Annotated in this window: 21 protein-coding genes; 10 read left to right on the top strand and 11 right to left on the bottom strand. The window is 37.2% G+C overall.

Going from position 1 to position 22,774, the window contains the following annotated elements; translation table 11 throughout:
* Positions 1-6: 6 nt before the first annotated feature.
* From Q0X89_RS10205 to Q0X89_RS10195, 3 genes are read left to right on the top strand one after another with little or no spacing between them, the layout of a single operon-like run.
* A complete protein-coding gene (locus Q0X89_RS10205) occupies positions 7-609 on the top strand; it encodes a SprT-like domain-containing protein (RefSeq protein WP_297693750.1) in 603 nt (200 codons plus the stop codon).
* A 3-nt stretch (positions 610-612) separates the two neighbouring features.
* On the top strand, positions 613-1,710 hold the full coding sequence (locus Q0X89_RS10200) for a mannose-1-phosphate guanylyltransferase (RefSeq protein ID WP_297693748.1): 1,098 nt from the start codon (positions 613-615) through the stop codon (positions 1,708-1,710).
* A gap of 2 nt (positions 1,711-1,712) precedes the next feature.
* Positions 1,713-3,167 carry a DUF389 domain-containing protein gene (locus tag Q0X89_RS10195; RefSeq protein ID WP_297693746.1) on the top strand — a complete coding sequence of 485 codons (1,455 nt, stop codon included), beginning with the start codon at positions 1,713-1,715 and terminating at the stop codon, positions 3,165-3,167.
* A 7-nt stretch (positions 3,168-3,174) separates the two neighbouring features.
* Here Q0X89_RS10195 and Q0X89_RS10190 read toward each other — a convergent pair whose 3' ends face one another.
* Together Q0X89_RS10190 and Q0X89_RS10185 are read right to left on the bottom strand one after the other, a co-directional pair.
* Entirely contained in the window at positions 3,175-3,942 is a 768-nt protein-coding gene (locus Q0X89_RS10190; RefSeq protein ID WP_297693744.1) for an ABC transporter ATP-binding protein, read from the bottom strand.
* The gene (locus tag Q0X89_RS10185; RefSeq protein WP_297693743.1) at positions 3,942-4,679 is read right to left on the bottom strand and encodes an ABC transporter permease; all 738 of its coding nucleotides are present in this window, start codon (positions 4,677-4,679) and stop codon (positions 3,942-3,944) included. Before Q0X89_RS10185 ends, Q0X89_RS10190 begins: the two co-directional genes overlap by 1 nt.
* Before the next feature lie 112 nt (positions 4,680-4,791).
* On the opposite strand from Q0X89_RS10185, the gene pafA reads away from it, so the two are divergent.
* Positions 4,792-6,474, top strand: coding sequence for an alkaline phosphatase PafA (pafA, locus tag Q0X89_RS10180; RefSeq protein ID WP_297693741.1), 1,683 nt, complete (start codon positions 4,792-4,794; stop codon positions 6,472-6,474).
* On the opposite strand, the gene Q0X89_RS10175 is transcribed toward pafA, so the two are convergent.
* From Q0X89_RS10175 to gcvP, 4 genes are all read right to left on the bottom strand, one after another.
* Complete coding sequence (locus tag Q0X89_RS10175) at positions 6,466-7,317, bottom strand: glycosyltransferase family 2 protein (protein WP_297693739.1); 852 nt, start codon at positions 7,315-7,317, stop codon at positions 6,466-6,468. The two genes, pafA and Q0X89_RS10175, sit on opposite strands and share 9 nt — an antisense overlap.
* A gap of 48 nt (positions 7,318-7,365) precedes the next feature.
* Complete coding sequence (locus tag Q0X89_RS10170; RefSeq protein ID WP_297693737.1) at positions 7,366-7,890, bottom strand: methyltransferase; 525 nt, start codon at positions 7,888-7,890, stop codon at positions 7,366-7,368.
* 4 nt (positions 7,891-7,894) lie between these two features.
* On the bottom strand, positions 7,895-8,953 hold the full coding sequence (locus tag Q0X89_RS10165; protein ID WP_297693735.1) for a 3-oxoacyl-ACP synthase III family protein: 1,059 nt from the start codon (positions 8,951-8,953) through the stop codon (positions 7,895-7,897).
* A gap of 160 nt (positions 8,954-9,113) precedes the next feature.
* Positions 9,114-11,966, bottom strand: coding sequence for an aminomethyl-transferring glycine dehydrogenase (gene gcvP, locus Q0X89_RS10160; RefSeq protein WP_297693733.1), 2,853 nt, complete (start codon positions 11,964-11,966; stop codon positions 9,114-9,116).
* Positions 11,967-12,104: 138 nt separating this feature from the next.
* Here gcvP and Q0X89_RS10155 point away from each other — a divergent pair, with 138 nt between their 5' ends.
* Positions 12,105-12,929 carry a hypothetical protein gene (locus Q0X89_RS10155; RefSeq protein WP_297693731.1) on the top strand — a complete coding sequence of 275 codons (825 nt, stop codon included), beginning with the start codon at positions 12,105-12,107 and terminating at the stop codon, positions 12,927-12,929.
* A 228-nt stretch (positions 12,930-13,157) separates the two neighbouring features.
* On the opposite strand, the gene Q0X89_RS10145 is transcribed toward Q0X89_RS10155, so the two are convergent.
* Entirely contained in the window at positions 13,158-13,718 is a 561-nt protein-coding gene (locus Q0X89_RS10145) for a sigma-70 family RNA polymerase sigma factor (RefSeq protein ID WP_297693727.1), read from the bottom strand.
* Between the two features lie 139 nt (positions 13,719-13,857).
* Between Q0X89_RS10145 and Q0X89_RS10140 the strand changes: the two genes are divergently transcribed.
* Complete coding sequence (locus Q0X89_RS10140) at positions 13,858-14,145, top strand: rhodanese-like domain-containing protein (protein WP_297693726.1); 288 nt, start codon at positions 13,858-13,860, stop codon at positions 14,143-14,145.
* Position 14,146: 1 nt separating this feature from the next.
* On the opposite strand, the gene Q0X89_RS10135 is transcribed toward Q0X89_RS10140, so the two are convergent.
* The 3 genes from Q0X89_RS10135 to Q0X89_RS10125 all read right to left on the bottom strand — a co-directional run bounded on the left by Q0X89_RS10135 (position 14,147) and on the right by Q0X89_RS10125 (position 17,900).
* Positions 14,147-16,174: a M3 family metallopeptidase gene (locus Q0X89_RS10135; RefSeq protein ID WP_297693724.1), complete on the bottom strand. Its 2,028-nt coding sequence runs from the start codon at positions 16,172-16,174 to the stop codon at positions 14,147-14,149.
* 72 nt (positions 16,175-16,246) lie between these two features.
* Positions 16,247-16,738: a 5-(carboxyamino)imidazole ribonucleotide mutase gene (gene purE / locus Q0X89_RS10130; protein ID WP_297693722.1), complete on the bottom strand. Its 492-nt coding sequence runs from the start codon at positions 16,736-16,738 to the stop codon at positions 16,247-16,249.
* 7 nt (positions 16,739-16,745) lie between these two features.
* Positions 16,746-17,900 carry a 5-(carboxyamino)imidazole ribonucleotide synthase gene (locus tag Q0X89_RS10125; protein ID WP_297693719.1) on the bottom strand — a complete coding sequence of 385 codons (1,155 nt, stop codon included), beginning with the start codon at positions 17,898-17,900 and terminating at the stop codon, positions 16,746-16,748.
* A 136-nt stretch (positions 17,901-18,036) separates the two neighbouring features.
* Between Q0X89_RS10125 and Q0X89_RS10120 the strand changes: the two genes are divergently transcribed.
* The 4 genes from Q0X89_RS10120 to Q0X89_RS10105 all read left to right on the top strand — a co-directional run bounded on the left by Q0X89_RS10120 (position 18,037) and on the right by Q0X89_RS10105 (position 21,954).
* Positions 18,037-19,155, top strand: coding sequence for an adenylate kinase (locus Q0X89_RS10120; protein WP_297693717.1), 1,119 nt, complete (start codon positions 18,037-18,039; stop codon positions 19,153-19,155).
* A gap of 66 nt (positions 19,156-19,221) precedes the next feature.
* Positions 19,222-20,223 carry a GTPase ObgE gene (obgE, locus tag Q0X89_RS10115; protein ID WP_297693715.1) on the top strand — a complete coding sequence of 334 codons (1,002 nt, stop codon included), beginning with the start codon at positions 19,222-19,224 and terminating at the stop codon, positions 20,221-20,223.
* Positions 20,224-20,279: 56 nt separating this feature from the next.
* The gene (locus tag Q0X89_RS10110; RefSeq protein WP_297693713.1) at positions 20,280-20,816 is read left to right on the top strand and encodes a DUF4136 domain-containing protein; all 537 of its coding nucleotides are present in this window, start codon (positions 20,280-20,282) and stop codon (positions 20,814-20,816) included.
* Positions 20,817-21,072: 256 nt separating this feature from the next.
* Positions 21,073-21,954 (top strand): hypothetical protein, encoded by an 882-nt coding sequence (locus Q0X89_RS10105; protein ID WP_297693711.1) that lies wholly within the window; start codon positions 21,073-21,075, stop codon positions 21,952-21,954.
* A gap of 31 nt (positions 21,955-21,985) precedes the next feature.
* On the opposite strand, the gene Q0X89_RS10100 is transcribed toward Q0X89_RS10105, so the two are convergent.
* The gene (locus Q0X89_RS10100) at positions 21,986-22,771 is read right to left on the bottom strand and encodes an SDR family oxidoreductase (protein WP_297693709.1); all 786 of its coding nucleotides are present in this window, start codon (positions 22,769-22,771) and stop codon (positions 21,986-21,988) included.
* Positions 22,772-22,774: the final 3 nt, after the last annotated feature.

The raw sequence follows: 22,774 nt of genomic DNA, 5'->3' as shown, positions 1-22,774 counted from the left end.
ACTTGAATGAATAAAACACTGTTAAAATACCTTCCTGAGAATGCGGTCCCACATTGTCTTGATCTTATAAGAGCCAGTGAAGTAAATTTAAAAATAGTTAATCAGAGAGTAACACGCCATGGAGATTATCGTCTGTTGCCTGATGGTTCTCATCAAATTACTGTCAATGCCACTTCAAATAAATATCGTTTTTTAATAACGCTTATTCATGAAATTGCACATTTAGTGGCTTTCGAAAAGTATGGAAGAAGAATAAAACCTCATGGCCTTGAATGGAAGAGGACATTTCAGTATTTAATGCTTCCATTTATTAGACCGGAAATATTTCCATCTTCCCTTTTACCAATTCTCGCAAAACATTTTAGGAACCCAAAAGCCAGCAGCACCACGGATTCATCTTTGTCCATGGCTTTGAAAGCTTATGATATTCCTTCTGATAAAATTCAAGTTTTTGAATTACCTTCAGGAAGTATTTTTAAATTGTATAATGGGAAATTATTTAAGAAGGGGCAAAGAAAAGTAAAAAGATACGAATGTATTGAGGTTTCATCCGGAAGGGTATATCTGTTTCAGCCTCATGCCGAAGTTGAACTAGTAATCAAGAAATAACCAATGGAAAAAAATAAAAACTATTATGCGGTTTTAATGGCTGGGGGAGTAGGTTCGCGGTTTTGGCCGGTAAGTACTTCTGATTACCCAAAGCAATTCCACGACATGTTGGGTGCAGGAGATACGCTTCTGCAAAAAACCTTTAGTCGTCTCAATAACTTTATACCTACTGAAAATATTCTTATTCTTACGAATGAAAGATATAATGAACTTGTTTTGAGTCAGCTTCCTATGATAAGCTCAAATCAGGTGATTTTGGAACCTGTAATGCGCAATACTGCCCCCTGTATTTTATATGCAGCGTTGAAAATTAAAAAAATGAATCCTGAAGGATTGATGATTGTGGCGCCCAGTGACCATTGGATAGAAGATGAAAAGGCCTTTGAAAATAATGTTAAAAGTTGTTTTGATAAATGCGAGGAAGAGAAAGCAATATGCACACTTGGAATAAAGCCTACTTTCCCAAATACGGGATTTGGTTATATTGAGTTTGATCAAACAACACCCCGGGAAGAAGGTTCTGGATTATATGTCGTCAAACAATTTAGGGAGAAACCGGATTATGAAACTGCAAAGTCATTTTTAAGTCAAGGTAATTTTCTTTGGAATGCAGGTATTTTTATCTGGAGCGTAAGAACCATTTTGGCTGCATTCAAGGAATTTCAAACAGAGCAGTTTAACTTGTTCAATGCCGGATATGACACGCTAAATAGTCCTGGCGAAAAGGATTTCATTGATAAGAACTATCCCAAAGCAGACAATATTTCAATAGATTATGCCATACTGGAAAAGGCCAGATCCATTTTTGTTCTTCCGGCTACATTTGATTGGAATGACCTCGGTACCTGGGGTTCTTTATATCACAAACTCGACAAAGATAAAGATGGTAACGCTATTGTTAACGGTAAAGTACTGAGCGAGGATGCTGAGGGAAATATGATTCGATTACCTAAAGATAAAATAGCGGTTATTGATGGATTAAAAGACTATATAATTGTTGATAAAGAAGAAGTTCTGATGATTTGCCCTAAATCCAAGGAACAATCTATTAAAAGTATTTTGGCGGAAGTAAAAAAACGATTCGGAGACCAATACACATAATTATGGAAGAAGATTTTAAAGATAAAAGTTCATTGTCTGAAAACAAGGAGAATCTAAGCGGAGAGCAGGCTAAAAAGGATTTTCAGGGATTTTATGGGAGTGCGCGAAAATTCATTACTGGACTTTTGAATATCCGACAAAACACGGATCAGGAGGCTACCAAGGAAGCTATTATTGCAGATATTCCATTTAAAGGACACACAGTTTGGATATTGATATGTTCCATATTTATTGCTTCCGTAGGGTTGAATGCAAATTCTACAGCAGTGGTTATTGGAGCCATGCTTATTTCTCCACTAATGGGTCCAATTTTAGGTATTGGAATGTCTATTGCCATAAACGATGTTGACACGCTTCGGCGTTCATTAAAGAATTTTGCGGTAATGGTTACCATAAGTATTCTTACGGCTTATTTATTCTTCGAATTTTTCCCTCTTAGTGATGAATCCTCTGAATTATTAGCTAGGACAGAGCCGGATATCAGAGATGTTCTGATCGCCTTTTTTGGTGGTTTCGCTCTGGTTATAGCCAGGGCTAAAAAGGGAACTATCGCCACTGTAATTTTTGGGGTAGCCATAGCAACAGCTTTAATGCCACCTCTTTGTACAGTAGGCTTTGGCTTGGCAATTGCCAATTGGCATTATGCAACCGGGGCTATGTACCTTTTTATAATAAACACTATTTTCATTGCACTTGCCACAGTCATTGTTCTTAAGCTCCTTCGTTTTCCAATGGTGAAATATATTAATTCCAGGAAGAGAAGGTTCTATGCCAGAATAGCTTCTTTAATTGCCCTTTTGGTTATGGTACCTGCTACAATTACCTTTTATAATGTTTGGCAGAAATCCAGATATATGAGGCAGGCTCAGGATTTGATTAATAATACAATCGAACTATATAAATTTAAGGATAGAGGCAGGTATTTGGATAATCTTACAGAAATAAATTATAACAGGAAAGGTGGTTCAACCATCGAATTAGTTTGTATGGGCGATGAACTAATACCGGATAATGTTATTGCCAGCTGGATTGAACAAAAAAATTCATTTTCAAAGCTGGGGGACACCGAACTTAAAATTGTACAGGGGGGAAGGGACGATTCTGAAATAAAATTCAATTATATAAATGAATTATACGAATCTAAAAAAGCCGAAGTATTAAATAAGGATGAGCGTATAAACCTGCTTGAATCTGAAATAGCTAAACTTAGTAAGCTTACAACTAAACAAATACCATTTGAACAAATCAGTGCCGAAGCTAAATTAAATTATGAAAATATTGAAAGCCTTGGTTTTGCTTATACAATTACAACAGACTTTAGTAAAATAGATACTATACCCATTTTTGAAGTTACCTGGAAAAAAGAGACAAAACCTCGTAGTATTACTGAGGACTCGGAAAAACTAAGTAACTGGCTCAAATTGCGATTGAATGATAATAAAGTAAGGTTAAGGTAGAAAGCGGCTAGTCCCTCTCTTCAATATACATTTGCCTGACCTTTTTAAATAATTCCGAGGAATAGACAAAATCAGTTATTGCTTTATTATCTGTTTTAAAGATTTCCTTATTGGTGCCTTCCCATTCTTTGATACCATTTTTAAGAAAGATTATTTTTTCACCAATTTCCATAACAGAATTCATGTCATGGCTATTAATTACTGTAATTATGTCAAATTCCTTTGTGATCTCCTGAATTAGGTTATCAATTAAGATCGCTGTATTGGGATCAAGGCCTGAGTTGGGCTCATCACAAAATAAATACTTCGGATTCATAACTATTGCCCTGGCAATAGCAACTCTTTTTTGCATACCTCCTGAAATTTCAGCCGGATATTTCTTATGTGCATCAATGAGGTTTACACGTTTTAATACAATATTGACTCTGTCTTCCATTTCAGATCGTGACTGTTTGGTAAACATGTCCATCGGGAACATCACATTTTCTTCAACTGTCATTGAATCAAATAGGGCGCTTCCCTGGAACACCATCCCCATATCCTGTCTTAAATTTCGTTTTTCCTTAACAGTTAGTTTTGAAAACATTCTTCCATCGTAACTAATCGTTCCCTTATCCGGTACAACTAACCCCAAAAGGCATTTCATAAATACGGTCTTTCCTGAGCCGCTTTGACCTATAATCAGATTGGTTTTCCCCTTTTCAAAGGAGGTTGTTATGCCCTTTAATACCTGGACATCTCCAAAGGATTTGTTTAAGTTTTCTACTTCTATCATCAGCCTAACAATAGTTGGGTTAGTACAAAGTTAGTAATGATGATCACTACACTGGTCCAAACAAAAGAGGTTGTGCTTGCTTTGCCAACATCAAGGGCCCCACCCTCCATATAATACCCATGAAAAGAAGGAATAGTAGCAATAATAAAAGCAAAAACCACAGATTTAATAAAGGAATAAGTCACGTGAAAAGGTATAAAGTCTAGTTGTATACCTTGAATAAATTCAGTTGAGGTACTGTAATTTCCTAAGGAATTGGCAATTAAACCTCCAAAAATTCCAACATACATGGAAATAGCGATTACAAATGGATAAAATAGCATGGCTATTATCTTTGGAAAAACGAGGTAGTTAAGAGAATTCACGCCCATAACCTCCAAAGCATCTATCTGTTCGGTAACCCGCATAGTGCCTATGCTGGACGTAATATAAGACCCTACTTTTCCAGCCATGATTATAGATGTAAATGTAGGGGCAAACTCAAGAATAACGGATTGTCGGGTAGCAAAACCAATCAGGTCTTTGGGAATGAGGGGATTTGTAAGGTTTAATGCCGTCTGAATAGCTACAACGCCTCCAATGAAAACAGAAATAAAAATAACGATCCCCATTGATCCATAAATCAATTCATCAATTTCTTTTAAAATTAAAGATTTCATAATTGACCATTTTGTAGGTTTTTTAAAAACCTCCCATACCATAATAGAATAGCTGCCAATTGATGAGATGTAATTCATAAAACTATAGGATACTTTTAGCTGTAAAAATAGTAATATTAGCCTTCATTTAACCTTCATTTAAAATTTTAAAACTTAATTTAGGCATTTTTAAATCCTGAACCAATTCAACATGTTTAGTAAAGGCTTTTTCACATACATTCTAATAGTAAGCTTCATCTTAAATTCTTTGGAAGCATTAAGTCAGCGGCGGGCAAAAGAAACTGCTAAAACGGAGATTGCAGCACCCCTGATGACCACACCGAAATTGGTTGTGGGAATTGTAGTAGATCAAATGAGGTATGACTATTTGACCCGTTTTTGGAATCATTATGGGGATGATGGTTTTAAACGCCTTGTTAACGAAGGGTTCAATTGTAAGAATAATCACTTCAATTATGCACCTACGAGTACTGGCCCGGGACACGCATCTGTATATACGGGGGCTACTCCTGCAACGCATGGCATTATTGGTAATAACTGGTATGATAAGGAAATTGATAAACTGGTTTATTGTGCTTCTGATGAATCATATGAAACGGTAGGAATGATTTCAGACGCGGGAAAAATGTCCCCGCATAGAATGACCGTAACCACTATTACAGATCAATTGCGATTGCATACACAAATGAAGGGTAAAGTTATTGCCGTAGCACTTAAAGACAGGGGTGCTGTACTACCAGGAGGCCATACAGCAAATGCGGCTTACTGGTTCCTTGGTGGGGGTGAAGGGAAATGGATTAGCAGTACCTATTATATGGAGAGTTTGCCTAAATGGGTAGTGGATTTTAATTCCTCTAATTCAGTTCAGAGATATAAGAAACCGTGGAATACCATTGAAGATATAACTACCTATGTGGAAAGCAGCCCTGATAACAATAGCTACGAGGGTCGTTACTCAGGAGAAAGTGCTCCGGTTTTTCCTCATGACCTTCCCGGTTTATGGGATAAGAATAGTCAATATGAAATTTTAAAGGTAACGCCTTTTGGAAATAGCATTACAACTGATTTTGCTTTGGAAGCATTAAAAGGGGAGCAGCTTGGAACAGACGATATCACAGACTTTTTAGCCATAAGTTATTCAAGTACAGATTATGTTGGCCATTGGTTCGGCGTAAATTCCAAGGAAATTCAAGATACATACATTCGTTTGGACCGGGATTTGGAACGTTTATTTAAATATTTAGATACCAAAGTAGGTAAGGGAGAATACACCGTTTTTCTTACTGCAGATCATGGAGCAATCAATGTTCCCGCCTACCTGAATGATCAAAAAATTCCGGCGGGATACCTTAATAGGTCAGAAATGCAGGCAAAACTCGCAGAATTCATTAAATATAAATACGGATCGGCAGAATTAATTAAAAATTATTCCAATAATCAACTTTTTCTTGACCATAAGGTAATCCAAAATCTGGATTTAAGTCTTAAGGAAGTTCAGGAGACTTTGGCTGATGAATTATTATCATCCAGCGATATGGCTAGAGTATATACTGCTTATCAAATGCGAAATAATGAATATACTTCAGGGATACCATACATTATTCAGAATGGATATAATATGAAACGTTCGGGCGATGTATTAATGGTGCCGAAACCGGGAAGTATTGATTATAGTAAAACCGGCTCTACACATGGTTCTGCTCAGATTTATGACACCCATACACCACTTCTTTTTTATGGAAAGGGAATTAAAGCGGGCTCAACATCTCACAGAACAGAAATCCCTGATATTGCACCTACAATAGCCACAATGCTTGGGATAGCATTCCCGAATGGAACTACCGGAAAGCCTATCACAGCAGTATTAGAATAATTTTTTCAAAATGTTTCGCCATCGGAGTTTGCGGATAAATATGCCTTCTTTTTCAGAAACCAAAAAAGGAAGTTTCCTCTTTTTGGCCTTAATAAAGCCTTTTAAAGTATCAAAAAATAATTCCAATTTTTTTCTTTTCCAGGCAATTTTAAGTGAGGCAATGAAACTTATCAGATAGCCGTAGCGCATTCTGTACATTGCTTCACCCTGCAGAAAACGTGCCCGTTTGTTATAGGAAGTCCCCAGAGGACGCAAATGCTTTATTTTTAATGAATCATCCGTAATCACTTTCAAATCATTATACTGAGCCAGAAGTTCATCTACAGTATCCCACCCCATGGCATTCTTTAATCCACCTATAGCTTTAAAACATTCTTTTGTATAGGTTTTAAAAGCGCCACGCACGTGATCTTTATTCATTGGATGATTTAACTTCCATGCTCCGTCGGCATCTTGTTCATAGGCAAATCCACCTAAAATACCTGCCTTTGAATCTGAACCAATTAGTTCTGAGATTTTTTCAAAGTAATCTTCAGGTAGGATGATATCAGCATCCAGTTTCACAATAAAATCGTATTGATCATCCAACAATTGATAACCTTCATTAAATGCTTCCACAACTTTGGCTCCCGGTAAATGAAGGTTTGAGGAAGACCTGTTAACCTTTAAAATATGCTCGTTTTCGGAGATAAACTCATCTATGATAGCTTCTGTTTTATCTGAAGAGTTATCGTTCACAACCAAAATTTTCTCAGGTTGCAAGGTTTGTTCTAGTACAGACCGAAGTGTATCAGCAAGGTATAGTTCTTCATTATGCGCACAGATTACAATATAATAATTCACTGCAGTATGGTATAATTATTCTGATGCAATAGATGCAGCACTTTCGGGTTACCTTTTTCGCTCAGCATAAACAATATAATATCGTGGCGTAAAAATCCGTAATAAAGGCCTGATCCCCAGTTTCCTAACAGGATTAGCCCATCTAAAAGTATCCTTTATCTCCCATCCGGCTTTTTCAAGCAACCAATTGAACTGCCATGTTTCAAATTCATGATAGTGTCTGTCCCACGGATCAGTTTTGCTTCTGTAGGCAGGGGCAAACCAGAGTTTTAAGGGCACGCTTGCTACAATTTTATCCGCTTTAATTTCCCTTAAAATATTATAAGGTGCAAGTAAGTGTTCAAAGATTTCAAATGCAGTAACAACCTTGGCTTTCGATTTCTTTATTAATTCAAAATCCAAATCCAAATCTTCACCGCTGGTATTTTCAACCTTATAGCCATGTTGCTTCATTATTTCAGAAAACGGGTTTTTTACCCCTAAATCCAATATGGCTTCTTGTGTGTTTATATGCTTTTGAAGAAAGGCAAGTGTATTTTTATACCTTTTAACAGGAAATGTTTTTTCATACATATTTTCAGCATCTATAGACTATAGCGTTGATATTCATACCTGCACCAACACTGGCAAAGATAACAACATCCCCTTTTTCTATATGCTGATTTTCCATTTTTCCTGTTTTAACCATATGAAATAAGGTAGGAACGGTTGCTACAGAACTATTACCCATTTCATGGATATTCATTGGCATAACTCCTTCTGGCATTTCCATATTATAAGATTTATAAAATCGTTTTACGATAGCCTCGTCCATTTTTTCATTTGCCTGATGAATAAATATTTTTTTTACATCTTCAATTGGGATACCACTTTTATTCAAACAATTTTTTATGGCCTTTGGAACATGTTTTAGCGCAAATTCATAAATTTTACGACCATACATTTTTATGTATTGTGTTTTGCTGGGGCACGATTTATTATGCGATTCACCAAAAAACAAATAATAAGCTTCTTCATTGGCATAGGTAGCAGAAGTATGCGCAAGAATCTCACCAGAATCCTCCGAATCTTCAATAATACATGCGCCGGCTCCATCTGAATATATCATTGAATCCCGATCGTGCTGATCGACTACCCTGGAAAGAGTTTCTGCACCTATTACAAGGCATTTTTTTGCAATGCCGCTTTTAATAAAGGCATTTGCCTGAATTACTCCTTCAATCCAGCCGGGACAACCAAAAAGCATATCATAAGCTACACAATTGGGGTTTTTGATTTTTAGGAGATGCTTTACCCTGGTCGCTAAACTTGGAACTGTATCACTTTGAAACTGTCCATGGCTAACATTCCCAAAATTATGGGCGAAAATGATATAATCCAGATCTTCTGCATCAATGCCGGCATCCTCGATGGCATCAAGAGCTGCAAAGTATCCCAAATCTGAAGTGTTTAGTTCTTTATCGGCGTAGCGTCTTTCATCAATCCCTGTTATTGCTTTAAATTTTTCGATAATGACCTCATTCGAATAAGGAAAAGGAGTGCCTTCATCGGTAAGAAAATTATGTTGCTCAAAATCAATATTTTGAGTAGTGATAGACGGGATATAACACCCTGTACCGCTAATTCCAATACTCATCTAAAGTAGCGTTGTTTAAGTTTTTTACAAACTAATAAAAAAAAATACTGTGCACAGCGCGTATGAAAATTAATTACGATGTTCAGAAGAAACAAACAAGAATAAAACAAGGACTTCAGCTGTTTCGTAGCCTTTCAAGTCCCTGTTTATAAGTAATAATTTAAGCTTCAATATAGGCTTCGATAGGTGTACAGGTACAAATTAAATTACGATCTCCATAGGCGTCATCAACTCTTCTAACACTAGGCCAGAATTTGTTTTCACCAACATAGGGCAATGGGAACGCAGCTTTTTGTCTGGAATATGGAAATTCCCACGAATCATTGGTCACCATATGAAGTGTATGTGGGGCGTTTTTCAATACATTATTGATATCTTCAGCAGAGGACTGATCAATTTCTGCACGGATCGATATCATAGCATCACAAAAACGATCTAGTTCTTTCAGATTTTCACTTTCCGTTGGTTCTATCATAATGGTACCGGCCACTGGAAAAGATACCGTTGGAGCATGAAATCCATAGTCCATTAGGCGTTTGGCAATATCTGTTACTTCTACTCCATTTTCTTTAAAAGGCCTGCAGTCTATAATCATTTCATGGGCTGCCCGCCCTTTTTCCCCGGTGTAAAGAACATCAAATTTTCCGCTCAACCTATTCTTTATGTAGTTTGCATTAAGAATTGCAATTTTAGTAGAATCAGTTAATCCGGTTGCCCCTAACATCTTAATATAACCGTAAGAAATTAAGCATATCAAAGAACTACCCCAGGGAGCTCCTGAAATTGCAGAAATTGCTTTTTCACCACCTGTTTTTATTACCGGATTACCCGGAAGGAAAGGCACTAATTGTTCTGCAACACAAATTGGTCCAACGCCAGGACCACCTCCACCATGCGGGATAGCAAAAGTTTTATGAAGGTTGAGATGGCAAACATCGGCTCCAATAGTCGCCGGATTTGTTAATCCTACCTGTGCATTCATATTGGCACCGTCCATATAAACCTGTCCCCCGTGATCGTGAATTAGCTTTGTTATTTTTTTAATGGAGGATTCAAAAACGCCATGTGTAGAGGGATAGGTTACCATTAATGCAGCTAAATTATCTGAATGCATTTCTACTTTCTCCTGTAGGTCCTGCATATCAATATTTCCCCGATCATCTGTTTTAGTTACAACAACTTTCATTCCTGCCATTACGGCCGAAGCAGGATTGGTGCCATGCGCTGATGCGGGAATTATACAGATGTTTCTATGTTGGTCACCTCTGGATTCGTGATATGCCCTAATAGTCATTAATCCCGAATATTCGCCTTGTGCACCGGAATTTGGTTGCAGGGAGGTGCCTGAAAATCCTGTGATTTCCGTTAAATCCCTTTCTAATTCCCGTAGTATAATCTGATAACCTTCTGCCTGCTCTACAGGAACAAATGGATGAATATTACCCCATGCGGGCATGCTCAAGGGGAGCATTTGACTCGCGGCATTCAATTTCATAGTACAAGAACCTAATGCGATCATAGACTGATTTAGAGCTAAATCCTTTCGTTCCAATTTTTTGAGATAACGCATCAATTCTGTCTCAGAATGATAAGAATTAAAGACCTCGTTTTCCAGGAAAGGGGTGCTACGGTCTAACGAATATGGTATAATATCCTTTGTTTTGCCGTTAAGAGGTTTCATCTTATTTGATTCAGGCAACTCATTAAAGCAATCGGAAATTAGTTGAATATCATCTTCACTGGTTGCCTCATTGATGGATATCGAAACCGTATTATTATCAATATAGTTAAAATTTATACCCTTTTTTTCAGCGATAGATTTTAAGGATTTAGTATCCGGAACCAGCACTTTAATAGTGTCAAAAAAAACGGTATTCAATTGTTCAAATCCCTGATTTTCCAATTGCTGACTCAAAAGCCTTGTATTCTTGTGAACTTTATTTGCAATATATTTCAATCCTTCCGGACCATGATAGACTGCATAAGCACCCGCCATGACCGCAAGCAATACCTGTGCCGTGCATATATTGGATGTGGCTTTATCCCTTTTAATATGTTGTTCTCTGGTTTGCAAAGCCATGCGCAATGCCTGGTTTCCATCTGTATCTCTCGTAAGCCCTATAATTCTCCCGGGTATATTTCTTTTAAAGGCTTCCCTGGTTGCAAAAAATGCAGCGTGTGGGCCTCCATAGCCCAAAGGAATTCCAAATCGTTGTGTTGTTCCAACAACTACATCCACACCAATTTCGCCTGGTGGGGTTAATAAAACCAAACTGAGTATGTCTGCAGCCACTGCTACTTTCATCTCTTTTTCCTTTGCTTTTTGAACAAAACTTTTATAGTCGCATACCTGGCCATATTTTCCGGGGTATTGCAGTAAGGCCCCATAAAAGCCCTCTTTAAAATCAAATGTCTCATGATCACCGATTACTAATTGAATTCCAAGAGGTTTAGATCTGGTTTGCAGTACTGACAGGGTCTGCGGCATTACTTCGTTGGAAACAAAAAATTTTACAACTTCATTTTTCTTTTGTTCCCTCGGTCTCACATCATATAACATGGTCATAGCTTCCGCCGCTGCGGTGCTTTCGTCTAACAGTGAAGCATTGGATAGCTCCATAGCAGTAAGATCGCAAATCATGGTTTGGAAATTTAACAAGGCTTCTAATCTACCTTGTGCAATTTCTGCCTGATATGGTGTATATGCTGTATACCATCCGGGATTTTCAAGTATGTTCCTTTGAATAACAGATGGAGTAATACATTCGTTGTATCCAAGGCCAATATAGGTTTTGAATACCTTATTTTTCCGGGAAAGGGAATTTACATGAGACAAGAATTCATGTTCGCTCATTTCCTTGCTAAGATCCAAGGGTTTTTTAAGCTTTATCTCACTGGGAATAGTCTCATCAATTAACTGATCTATACTTTCCACACCAATAGTTTTAAGCATTTTAGACAGATCATCTTTTCGTATTCCTATATGTCTCGAAGCAAACAGGTCAGTAACCATAATACCGAATTTTATAGCTAAAATAATAGTGAACAAAATTAGGGATTAATTCTTGTAAAATTGGCTAATTCGTAGTGCGGAAACCTAAAGTTTTTAACCAAAAGGATACGTTATGAACAGTTTAGCTATTTTTGTTTAATGGGTTGGTTGAGCCGAATTTTTGGTTTTTATCTGGATGCCAGTATTCACGTTGCGTTTGCAGTGATAAGTCTGCTGATGACAACTAATATTTTCTTAAACATTTTACCGGAACAGCATCTGATTCTTTTTGTTTTTTTTGCAACTGTTCCTAGTTATAATTTCATTAAATACGGAGCTAAAGCCAAAAAATATATCCTGGTAAATAATAGTTATCACAGGCAAATACAGATTTTTAGCTTAGTATTGTTTGCCCTTGCAGGATATCACTTATTTTTTTTGAGTTATGAGGTGTGGCTCATGTGTGCTGTATTGGCCCTGCTGGTAGGATTGTACGCATTACCGGTTTCTTCTAAGCACAAGAATTTGAGGAATTCAGGTATCATCAAAGTTCTGTTGGTAGCTCTTGTCTGGACAGGAACAACGTTCATAATTCCGGTAGTTGCTTCATCTCTGTCATTTTCATGGGATATAGGTATTCTGATACTACAACAGTTTATTCTTATACTAATACTGTTAATTCCATTTGAGATAAGGGATCTTGAATATGATGAATTACATCTCCAAACAATACCTCAGCGGATTGGAGTTTCTAAAACCAAAACCCTTGGGGTAGTATTGTCATTTATTTTTTTGATGATTACTTTTTTTAAAGACGATTTAAGTCGGTTGGAAATTTTCGGAAAGACAATACTTTTTTTGATTTTAAATGTTATGCTGCTATTGACGCATAGAAATCAATCTAAATATTTTGCTTCATTTTTTGTGGAAAGTATTCCAATTTGTTGGTTGGGAATCTTAATTATCCTGGAGAATTATATTTAGATATTTAGATACTGCGTTCAATCGTTTCTTTCATTTTTACCTTTTCCTGCTCAGAAAGGAGATGTAAATCAGCTTTGTTACAAAGGACCGTTAGTTTGCTGTTCTTCTTGGAAAATGAAGAACAGGCTTTACAAATAAACAGATGCAGACTTAAGTTGATTCGTTCAAGAAGTGTAGCTTCTTTGTATTGCTTTTTATTGCAAATTGTACTTGCTTGCTCGCAGTTAATCATAATTTAAACCAATTTTCATTAAGACAACCCATAAGACTTGTTCTGGCTCTGTGTACCATTACCCAAAGGTTAGACGGATTTATTCCCAGCTCATTACAGATATCTTCGGTGCTAAATCCTTGAATAGTTTTCATTACAAATACAGAGGATTGCTTTTTTGGCAGTTTAGCAATGCATTCCTGTATAGCCAGTCCCAATTCCTCATTTTCTATTTCATCATTTTCCAGAGTGCTAAAAGGGTCCGCTACATTTTCCTCCAACCAATCACCAGCTGAGTCACTTTGGTTACTATAAGTCATTCGAACCTCGGCTTTGCCTTTCTTTGAATTAATTTTTCTGTAATAGTCAATAACTTTTCGCTTCAAAATGGCGATTAGCCAGGTTCGCTCAGCTGCAGCTCCCTGAAAATTTTTAGCTGATTTTAACCCCGCAAGGAATGTTTCCTGAACCAAATCCTTAGCGATCTCCGCATTACTCACCCGTGCCACAGCATAATTGAATAGATAGTCGGCGTATTGGTCGACCCAAGAATCAGGATTTAGCTTATTTTCAGTCATTTTGATGCGTGTGGAATCCAAAAATAAATTATTTTTAATGAAAATATTGAATTTAAATATAAACTACCCAATTATGAAAAATATCGGTTACCTCCTTCTTTTGTGTTTTATTCAAATAAGCTGCACTCAAACTAAATCTATGTCAATCACAGAATTGACGTCTGAGGATGTCGAAAATGCTGTCCTGATCGATGTTCGGACCCCGGAGGAGTATGCTGAAGGGCATTTAGACAATGCAGTTAATATCAATTGGTATGAAGAGGATTTTATCAATCAATTCAAGACTATAGAAAAAGACAAAACTATTTATGTTTATTGTAAAAAAGGTGGCCGAAGTGCAAGCGCGGCAGAATTACTTACTTCCTCCGGGTATAAAAATGTTATAGATCTTTTGGGAGGTTATGATGCTCTTGAGGACAAAGATTAAACTAAGCCGTCTTTTTTATTAATCCGGCACGTTCTAAAAGAGCCTCTATTTTAGGCTCTCTGCCTCTGAAGCGTTTATAGAGCACCATTGGTTTTTCAGTTCCTCCTTTGGAAAGAATATGATTCTTGAATTTTTCAGCGACTTCGCGGTTAAAAATCCCTTTTTCTTTAAAATAATCAAAAGCGTCCGCGTCCAAAACTTCAGCCCATTTGTAACTGTAATAGCCCGCGGAATACCCGCCTTGAAAGATATGTGCGAATGATACACTCATACAGGTCTCAGGATTATCCGGGTATAGCAAAGTGTCCGCAAAAGCTTTAACCTCATGCTTCTTCACATCCGAAATATCCGAGGGATCAGATGCGTGCCACGACATATCCAGGAAACCAAAACTAAGTTGGCGCATTGTAGCCATTCCTTCCTGAAATGTGGCAGATTTCTTTATGCTTTCAACGTAAGACATAGGAATGGGTTCTTCAGTCTCATAGTGCCTTGCAAATAGCTCAAGCGCGTCTTTCTCATAACACCAGTTTTCGAATATTTGGCTTGGTAACTCAACAAAATCCCAATATACAGAGGTGCCTGATAAACTTGGGTAGCTTGTATTGGCAAGGATCCCATGGAGAGCATGCCCGAACTCATGAAATAGTGTTGTTACTTCATTAAAAGTTAACAGTGAAGGTTTCTTTTCAGTAGATCTGGTAAAATTGCAAACATTAGAAATATGCGGTCTTTCATTCTTATTTTTGAATTTAAACTGCGGCTTAAACGAAGTCATCCATGCACCGGCCCGTTTCCCTTCTCTGGGATGAAAATCGGCGTAGAATAAGGATATAAATGTGTTGTCGTTGTCGTAAATTCGGTAAGTTTTGACTTCTGGATGATACTTGTCAATATCAAAAACTTCTTTAAATGACAATCCGTATAGTCTTTCGGTTATTGTAAACACTCCTTCAATTACATTTTCCAGCTTGAAGTAAGGCTTAAGCTTTTCATCGTCGAGGTTAAAGCGTTTTTGCTTTAATTTTTCGGAGTAATAAGACCCGTCCCAAGTCTGCAGTTGGTCAATTCCGTCTAATTCTTTTGCGAATTCTGATAGTTCCTTAAATTCCTGTTTTGCGGCAGGTTTTGCTTTTAACAGCAATTCTTTCAAGAAATCATATACTTTTTCAGGGGTTTCAGCCATTCGTTCTTCTAAGATGAAATCTGCATGACTTTTATAGCCTAATAAATTAGCTCTTTCATGGCGCAAATTCGCTATTTTGATCACATTAGCCCGGTTGTCCAATTCATCATTATGGAAACCTCTGCTTCCAAAAGCGATTGATAACTCTTTTCTAAGCGCTCTGTTGCGTGCATATTTCATAAATGGTACATAACTTGGGTAATCCAGAGTTATAAGCCATCCTTTTTTTTCTTTATTTTTTGCTAACTGTGCAGCAGCTTCTTTTGCACTTTCCGGAAGTCCTTCAAGGTCATCTTCATTGGTTAGGTGCATTTCGTATTTATTTGTTTCTTTTAGTAGGTTTTCACCAAATTTCAATTTTAATGTGGCAAGGGTTGCATCTATTTCCCTTAGTCGTTTTTTTTGTTCTGCATTGAGGTTAGCACCATTTCTGCTGAAGTTTTTATATTTTTTATCAAGCAAGGTTTGTTGTTCTTCTGTTAGGGAATACTTATCCTTTTCCTCAAAGACCTTTTGTACTTTTCTGAATAAATTTTCATTTAATATGATATCATTATTAAATTCAGACAGCAAAGGTGAAATCTCTTTGGCAATCTTCTGAATACCATCATTTGTTTCAGCAGAATTCAGATTAAAAAATAAACCGGCTATACGATCCAAATGCTGGCCCGAAAATTCTAAAGCCTCAATAGTGTTTTCAAAAGTGGGTTCTTCTTCAGAATTGGCAATTTCATCAATTTCTTTACGGGCACTTTCCATGGCCTGGAGAAAGGCCGGCATAAAATGTTCATTCTTAATGGTTGAAAAGGGTGCTGTATCAAATGGGGTTAATAATGGATTCATTTACAAATCAACTTTTTTTAATATTTAATAATGGCGGAATAAATTTTAGGAAGACAACAATATTAAAGTATTCTATTTGGATTTATTTAGTTCCTGAGCACCTTTTATAACTTTATCCTTTAGTCCTTCTTTGTAGAACACAATTTTATCCATTACACATTGGTCAGAACTACCAATTATTTGGGCCGCAAGTATTCCTGCATTTTTTGCACCATTAAGGGCAACGGTAGCTACAGGAACTCCCCCGGGCATTTGCAAAATGGACAAAATTGAATCCCAGCCATCTATAGAGTTACTACTTTTAACCGGCACACCTATGACAGGTAGAGGTGAAAGTGAAGCTACCATCCCAGGTAAGTGTGCAGCACCTCCGGCGCCCGCTATGATCACCGAGAATCCATTTTTATGAGCTTCTTTACTAAACGCGAATAATTTATCCGGCGTTCTGTGGGCAGAAACTACATCAACCTCTACTTCAATATCAAACCCCTTTAAAATATCCACTGCTTCCTGCATAACGGGAAGATCACTTAAACTACCCATAATTACTGCTACTTTGCTCATATTTATACTATTTGCTAATTACCTTAATTGTTTTTTTCACTTTTTCGGCTGTTTTACGCGCCTCATTTATATCGCTGTGAATAATAGTTACATGCCCCATTTTCCTAAATGGTCTTGTTTCTTTTTTACCATAAATATGGGGTGTAACTCCGCTTAGTTTAAATATTTCTTCAATATTTTCATATAAAACTACGCCGGTATATTTTTCTTCACCAACCAAATTTACCATTACTGCTGTGACTTTACTGTCTGAACATCCAAGCGGAAATCCAAGGATGGCTCTCAGGTGCTGCTCAAATTGATTGGTGTAACTTGCCTCTATGCTGTAATGGCCGCTGTTATGGGGTCTGGGCGCAACCTCATTGACCAAAATCTCATCCTCTGATGTTTGAAACATTTCAACTGCCAGAAGACCCACATGTTCCAATTTTTCAGACAGTTTTAAGGCTATCTTTCTGGCTTTTATAGCCACTTCGTCATTAATTCTGGCCGGGCAAAGGACATATTCAACCTGATTGGCTTCCGGATGAAATTCCATTTCCACTACCGGATAATCAACTACTTCGCCCCGGACATTTCTCGAAACTATCACCGCCAGTTCATTCTTAAAGGGAATGAGATCCTCAGTTATACATTCAACATTGGGAAGATTCTCAAGATCTTTCAAAGAGCGTACTATCTTTACGCCTTGCCCGTCATATCCAAATTGGGTACTTTTCCACACAAAAGGAAACGCAATACCTCCATTAGAAATACTGTCCTTTATCTCATTAGTATAGGCAAATCTGGAAAAAGGTGCTGTAGGAATTTGATTGTCTATATAAAATAACTTCTGCTTTGCCTTGTTTTGAATAGTGCGGAGGACCCTTGAAGACGGATAAACTTTTTTCCCTATTTCTTCCAATTTTTCAAGAGCATCTATATTTACGTTCTCAATTTCAATTGTCAGCAGATCTACATCCTTTCCAAAATTGTAAACCGCATCAAAATCCATTAAATTACCCACAACAAATTCGTTGCATGCTATTTTGCAAGGGGCCTCGCGAGATGCGTCTAATACTTTCGTATAAATATCAAACTTCCTTGTTTCATACAAGAGCATTTTACCCAATTGACCTCCTCCAAGAATGCCCAGCTTAAAATCAGAAGAAAAGAAATTCATGAAGTTTTACTTTCTCAGGTGTAACAGATTATTTTGACTGGCTACAAAAATACACCTAAATGTTAGAATCTGGGGTCCTTAGCCTAAAAAAGAGAAAGCAAAATACTATCTTTGCCATCCTATAAAACCACTACCATTGATAAAGCTGCACGACAAATTGTTTAAGCCATTTCTAAAGGAAGAAGAAATACAACTTTCAATTGAGAGAATTGCCGCTGAAATTGCTCGGGACTACAAGGATGAGGTGCCGATATTTGTTGGGGTACTTAATGGTGCCTTCATGTTTATATCAGATTTATTGAAAAATTATCCACATCCATGTGAGGTATCATTTGTTAAATTGGCTTCATACAGGGGTCTTATATCTACGGGAATTGTAGAAACGCTTTTAGATCTTCCTGAAAATATTGAGGGCAGAAGTGTGATCATTGTAGAAGACATTATAGACACAGGGAGAACCCTACAGGAATTAGTCCATTTATTCGCGAAGACGAACGTTAAGGAGTTTAAAATAGCAAGTCTGTTTTTTAAACAAGAAATTTACAACGGAGAATATCCTATTGACTATGTTGGAATAGAAATTCCAAATAAGTTTATTGTAGGCTATGGGCTTGATTATAAAGAACAGGGAAGAAATTTGAGAGATGTATACCAACTAAACCAACACCATATGATTAATCTTGTACTTTTTGGTAAACCAGGAGCAGGTAAGGGAACACAAGCTGCTTTTTTAAAGGATCAGTATAATTTAATGCACATATCCACCGGAGATGTTTTTAGATTTAATATTAAAAATAATACCGAACTGGGGAAACTTGCACAAACCTTTATGGATAAGGGAGATTTGGTTCCGGATGAGGTTACTATTAAAATGCTAAGGGATGAAGTAGAGAAACATCCTGAAGCAAATGGATTTATTTTTGACGGTTTTCCAAGAACAGTAGACCAGGCAAAAGCTCTGGACAACTTAATGGATTCAAAGGAAATGCAAATTGACGCAGTAATTGCCTTAGAAGCCAACGATGAAGAACTAATTCAGCGTTTGTTGGAAAGGGGCAAATTAAGCGGAAGAACTGATGATCAGGACGAGGATAAGATTAGAAATCGTTTTGAAGAATACAATCAAAAAACTGCACCTCTTAAAGAATATTATAAGGCCCAGGATAAGTTCCATACAGTAAATGGTATAGGGGCAATAGAAGCTATTACAGATCGCCTTAGCAAAGTAATTGATGCATTAAAGGTTGAGGAATGATTTTGACAGCACTTTAGGTTAGATCTGATTTTACTACTACTACTTTTTATAAAAGAAACTTGAACGATGACCGAGGGAAATTTTGTGGATTATGTGAGAATGCATGTTGCCTCGGGCAATGGTGGCAAAGGGTCTGCACATTTACACAGGGAAAAGTATGTGCCAAAAGGCGGGCCAGATGGAGGTGATGGCGGTAGAGGTGGCCATATCATTATTCGTGGTAATGAAAACCTTTGGACACTTCTTGGATTCAAATATAAAAGGCACTTTAAGGCAGGGCATGGTGAGCATGGAAGTAAAAACCGAAGTACAGGAGCCGATGGAAAAGACGTGTTTTTAGATGTTCCTTTGGGTACTGTTGTTCGTGATTCGGATACCAATGAGGTTCTTTTTGAAATTACTGCACATGGGGAAGAAAAAATTGCAGTTGAAGGAGGTAAAGGAGGAAGAGGGAATTGGCATTTTAAAACCCCAACAAACCAAACACCGAGGTATGCACAACCCGGTATACCGGGCCAAGAGAAACAATTAACTCTGGAACTAAAAGTCCTGGCAGATGTTGGTTTGGTAGGATTCCCAAATGCGGGAAAATCTACATTGTTATCCGTAATGACTTCTGCAAAACCCAAAATAGCAGATTATGAATTTACTACTCTCAAACCTAACCTGGGAATTGTAAAATACAGAGATTTTAGGAGTTTCGTCATGGCAGATATTCCTGGAATAATTGAGGGAGCTGCAGAAGGCAAAGGTTTAGGGCATTATTTTTTACGTCACATAGAACGCAATTCAATCTTACTGTTTTTGATTCCGGCAGATAGCACAGATATCAGCCAGGAATACGAAGTTCTCTTAAATGAACTACGAAAGTATAATCCTGAATTATTAGATAAAAACAGATTAGTAGCCATCTCCAAATCAGATATGTTGGATGATGAGTTAATTGCGGAAATGAAAATTGAATTGGATAAAGATTTAAAAGAGACCCCCTATATCTTCATCTCATCCGTATCAGAAATAGGACTGGATGAGCTTAAAGATAGGCTCTGGCTGCTCTTAAACGATTAAAGATTACAATTTTCAGCTTCCCTGTTTTTTTTCATTATTTTTATATAAAATTGCTTATGAGAGGTATAATGATCATACTGATTGTTCTATGCGCAATTTCCTGCAGCACAGTGCGCGTAAACTATGATTTCGATAAATCTGCTGATTTTACCAGTTACAATACTTATAATTATTATCCTCAAATGCAAACCGGTCTAAGTGATTTGGACTCAAAGCGACTTTTCAATGCGATTGATTCAACTATGCAAATGCGTGGAATTTTATTATCCGAGGAACCGGATTTTTATATTAATATTCAAAGCCAGTCTTTTGTTACGCCCAGCAATAGCTCAGTAGGTGTCGGAATAGGGGGAACAGGCGGTAATGTAGGCGGGGGTGTATCTGTAGGCGTTCCCTTAGGAGGCTCCAATCTGGAACGCGAGATAATATTTGACCTGGTGGATAGCCAAAAGGATGCATTATTCTGGCAGGCAATAAGTTTAAGTAATTTTAGTGAGAATAATTCACCTGGAACCAGAGAAAAAAAGCTTCATGAAATCGTTACTAAAGTATTTTCAAAGTACCCGCCATTAATAAAGAAGAGCAAGAAATAATCAACCATAGTTACTCCTGATAAATACTTTGATAAAAGATAGCTAAGCGAAAGTGCCCAACAGGTATTCCTACACTTTTAAGCTGGATATATAAATTTGGGTATTTCGTAAAATTTAGCTTGGTATTTAAATTACACAAAGCTTAAGGCCAACATTGACTTTGGCAAAAGAATCAATACTTAGCCTAAAGCGCTGATAATTTTTAAGGATTAAAATTCGTTTACGACACAATGGGTGAGTATAAATGGTAGATAGTATGAGACAATTCATATTCCTTATAGTTTTAACGAGTGTTATTGCTTTGAATGCGCAAATTGTCTCCTCTGATATAGACTATTGGATAGATGCAGGGAATTACAAGCGCGCCAGTGAATTATTATTAGAACAACCCAAGCTGTATTCCAATCCTGTCCTATTAGACAAATTAGGAGAAAGTTATGCCTATCAGGAAGAATGGGACAAAGCCATCGACATATATAAAAGGCTAACGAGCTTAATTATGGATAACCCTTCTTACTTTTTTAAGTACGGAGGAGTTTTGGCAAAAAAGGCTCAAAACAGTAATCCTTTTGTTGGACTTACTCTTATAGGTCGCATAAAATCGAACTTTAAAAAGACCCTCATCATTGATCCGTTACATACCGGAGCATACTGGGCCCTTATAGATTTTTACGTTTCACTGCCGGGAATCGTTGGCGGAAGCTATGATAAAGCTTATGAACTTGCTACACAACTAAAGCAAATTTCAACATTAGACGGTTATTTAGCTCTTGCTTATGTATATGAATATAACGATGAACCAGCTAATGCCAAGACAAATTATTTAGAGGCATTATCCCTGGTGAAGGATTCCGAAAAGTTTGAAAGAAACCAATTGAATTATCAGTTAGGTAAGGTTTGCAGTGATTATGGACTTCAATTAGATAGTGGAATAGAATATATGACAACCTATATTGAGAATCATTCAATTAAAGATGGAGTCCCATTGGAATGGGCCTACTATCGGATGGCGCTATTATATCGAAAAAAAGGAAACAAAAAGAATTCTTTACTTTGGATAAACAGAGCTTTGGAAGAAAAAAAAGGGTTTAAAAGAGCTTTGGAAGAAAAACAACGCATTCTGGCTTTAAAAGATTAGAATGACTATTTAATTCAGGGATTAATACTTTTCATAGTGATTTTAGTAAGCCACCATCTATTGGAATATTTGTCCCTGTTATATAAGAAGCTTTATCGGAAGCCAGAAAAGCAACTAAATAGCCATATTCTTTAGGATCACCAATACGTTTCACAGGCACCTGTTCTTCCATAGCCTTGCGGACCTGATCCGCAGAAATACCCATTTGTTCCGCTTTCTTTTTATTCAAATCTGAGATTCGCTCCGTATCAAAGTATCCTGTTAATATATTGTTTACTGTAATTTTATCTCTGGCAACTTCAGTGGCCAGTGATTTTGCCCATGTAACCACGGCGGCCCGGATAGTATTTGAGAGAGCCAAATAACCCAATGGTTCCTTTACAGATATTGAGGCAACGTTAATTATGCGCCCCCATTTATTTTGCATCATGTTTTTCAAAGCCAGTTCAGTGGTGTATACCACAGACTTAAACAGCAGGTCAAAGGCCTCCTGATAATCTGTGATATTCTTCTCTAGGGCATTGCCGGGAGCCGGCCCTTGTGTATTATTTACAAGTATGTCTACTCTATGATCTTCAAAGTACCTGGAGATTATATTTTTATACTTATTAAAATCCGTAAAATCTACAACCAAATAGTCGTGAGGAGGGCCACCATTAGATGCGAGACTGGCTGCAATAGATTTTAATTGATCTTCATTTCTGGCCATAAGCGTAACCCTGGCACCACTTGCCGCCAATTGCCAGGCAATTGCTTTGCCAATACCACGGCTGCTACCTCCTACCAGCGCATTTTTTCCTTTTAAACTGATTTGCATGTC

The sequence above is a fragment of the uncultured Eudoraea sp. genome (assembly GCF_947258525.1).
GTDB lineage: Bacteria > Bacteroidota > Bacteroidia > Flavobacteriales > Flavobacteriaceae > Eudoraea.
Note: the sequence above shows the minus strand (reverse complement) of the source record. Positions and strands in the feature narration are given on the sequence as shown.

Excerpts from the sequence above, each read along its gene's own strand:
- Q0X89_RS10205 (WP_297693750.1), top strand. The coding sequence starts at position 7 with ATGAATAAAACACTGTTAAAATACCTTCCTGAGAATGCGGTCCCACAT.
- Q0X89_RS10200 (WP_297693748.1), top strand. The coding sequence starts at position 613 with ATGGAAAAAAATAAAAACTATTATGCGGTTTTAATGGCTGGGGGAGTA.
- Q0X89_RS10195 (WP_297693746.1), top strand. The coding sequence starts at position 1,713 with ATGGAAGAAGATTTTAAAGATAAAAGTTCATTGTCTGAAAACAAGGAG.
- Q0X89_RS10190 (WP_297693744.1), bottom strand. The coding sequence starts at position 3,942 with ATGATAGAAGTAGAAAACTTAAACAAATCCTTTGGAGATGTCCAGGTA.
- Q0X89_RS10185 (WP_297693743.1), bottom strand. The coding sequence starts at position 4,679 with ATGAATTACATCTCATCAATTGGCAGCTATTCTATTATGGTATGGGAG.
- pafA (WP_297693741.1), top strand. The coding sequence starts at position 4,792 with ATGTTTAGTAAAGGCTTTTTCACATACATTCTAATAGTAAGCTTCATC.
- Q0X89_RS10170 (WP_297693737.1), bottom strand. The coding sequence starts at position 7,890 with ATGTATGAAAAAACATTTCCTGTTAAAAGGTATAAAAATACACTTGCC.
- Q0X89_RS10165 (WP_297693735.1), bottom strand. The coding sequence starts at position 8,953 with ATGAGTATTGGAATTAGCGGTACAGGGTGTTATATCCCGTCTATCACT.
- gcvP (WP_297693733.1), bottom strand. The coding sequence starts at position 11,966 with ATGGTTACTGACCTGTTTGCTTCGAGACATATAGGAATACGAAAAGAT.
- Q0X89_RS10155 (WP_297693731.1), top strand. The coding sequence starts at position 12,105 with ATGGGTTGGTTGAGCCGAATTTTTGGTTTTTATCTGGATGCCAGTATT.
- Q0X89_RS10145 (WP_297693727.1), bottom strand. The coding sequence starts at position 13,718 with ATGACTGAAAATAAGCTAAATCCTGATTCTTGGGTCGACCAATACGCC.
- Q0X89_RS10140 (WP_297693726.1), top strand. The coding sequence starts at position 13,858 with ATGTCAATCACAGAATTGACGTCTGAGGATGTCGAAAATGCTGTCCTG.
- Q0X89_RS10135 (WP_297693724.1), bottom strand. The coding sequence starts at position 16,174 with ATGAATCCATTATTAACCCCATTTGATACAGCACCCTTTTCAACCATT.
- purE (WP_297693722.1), bottom strand. The coding sequence starts at position 16,738 with ATGAGCAAAGTAGCAGTAATTATGGGTAGTTTAAGTGATCTTCCCGTT.
- Q0X89_RS10125 (WP_297693719.1), bottom strand. The coding sequence starts at position 17,900 with ATGAATTTCTTTTCTTCTGATTTTAAGCTGGGCATTCTTGGAGGAGGT.
- obgE (WP_297693715.1), top strand. The coding sequence starts at position 19,222 with ATGACCGAGGGAAATTTTGTGGATTATGTGAGAATGCATGTTGCCTCG.
- Q0X89_RS10110 (WP_297693713.1), top strand. The coding sequence starts at position 20,280 with ATGAGAGGTATAATGATCATACTGATTGTTCTATGCGCAATTTCCTGC.
- Q0X89_RS10105 (WP_297693711.1), top strand. The coding sequence starts at position 21,073 with ATGAGACAATTCATATTCCTTATAGTTTTAACGAGTGTTATTGCTTTG.
- Q0X89_RS10100 (WP_297693709.1), bottom strand. The coding sequence starts at position 22,771 with ATGCAAATCAGTTTAAAAGGAAAAAATGCGCTGGTAGGAGGTAGCAGC.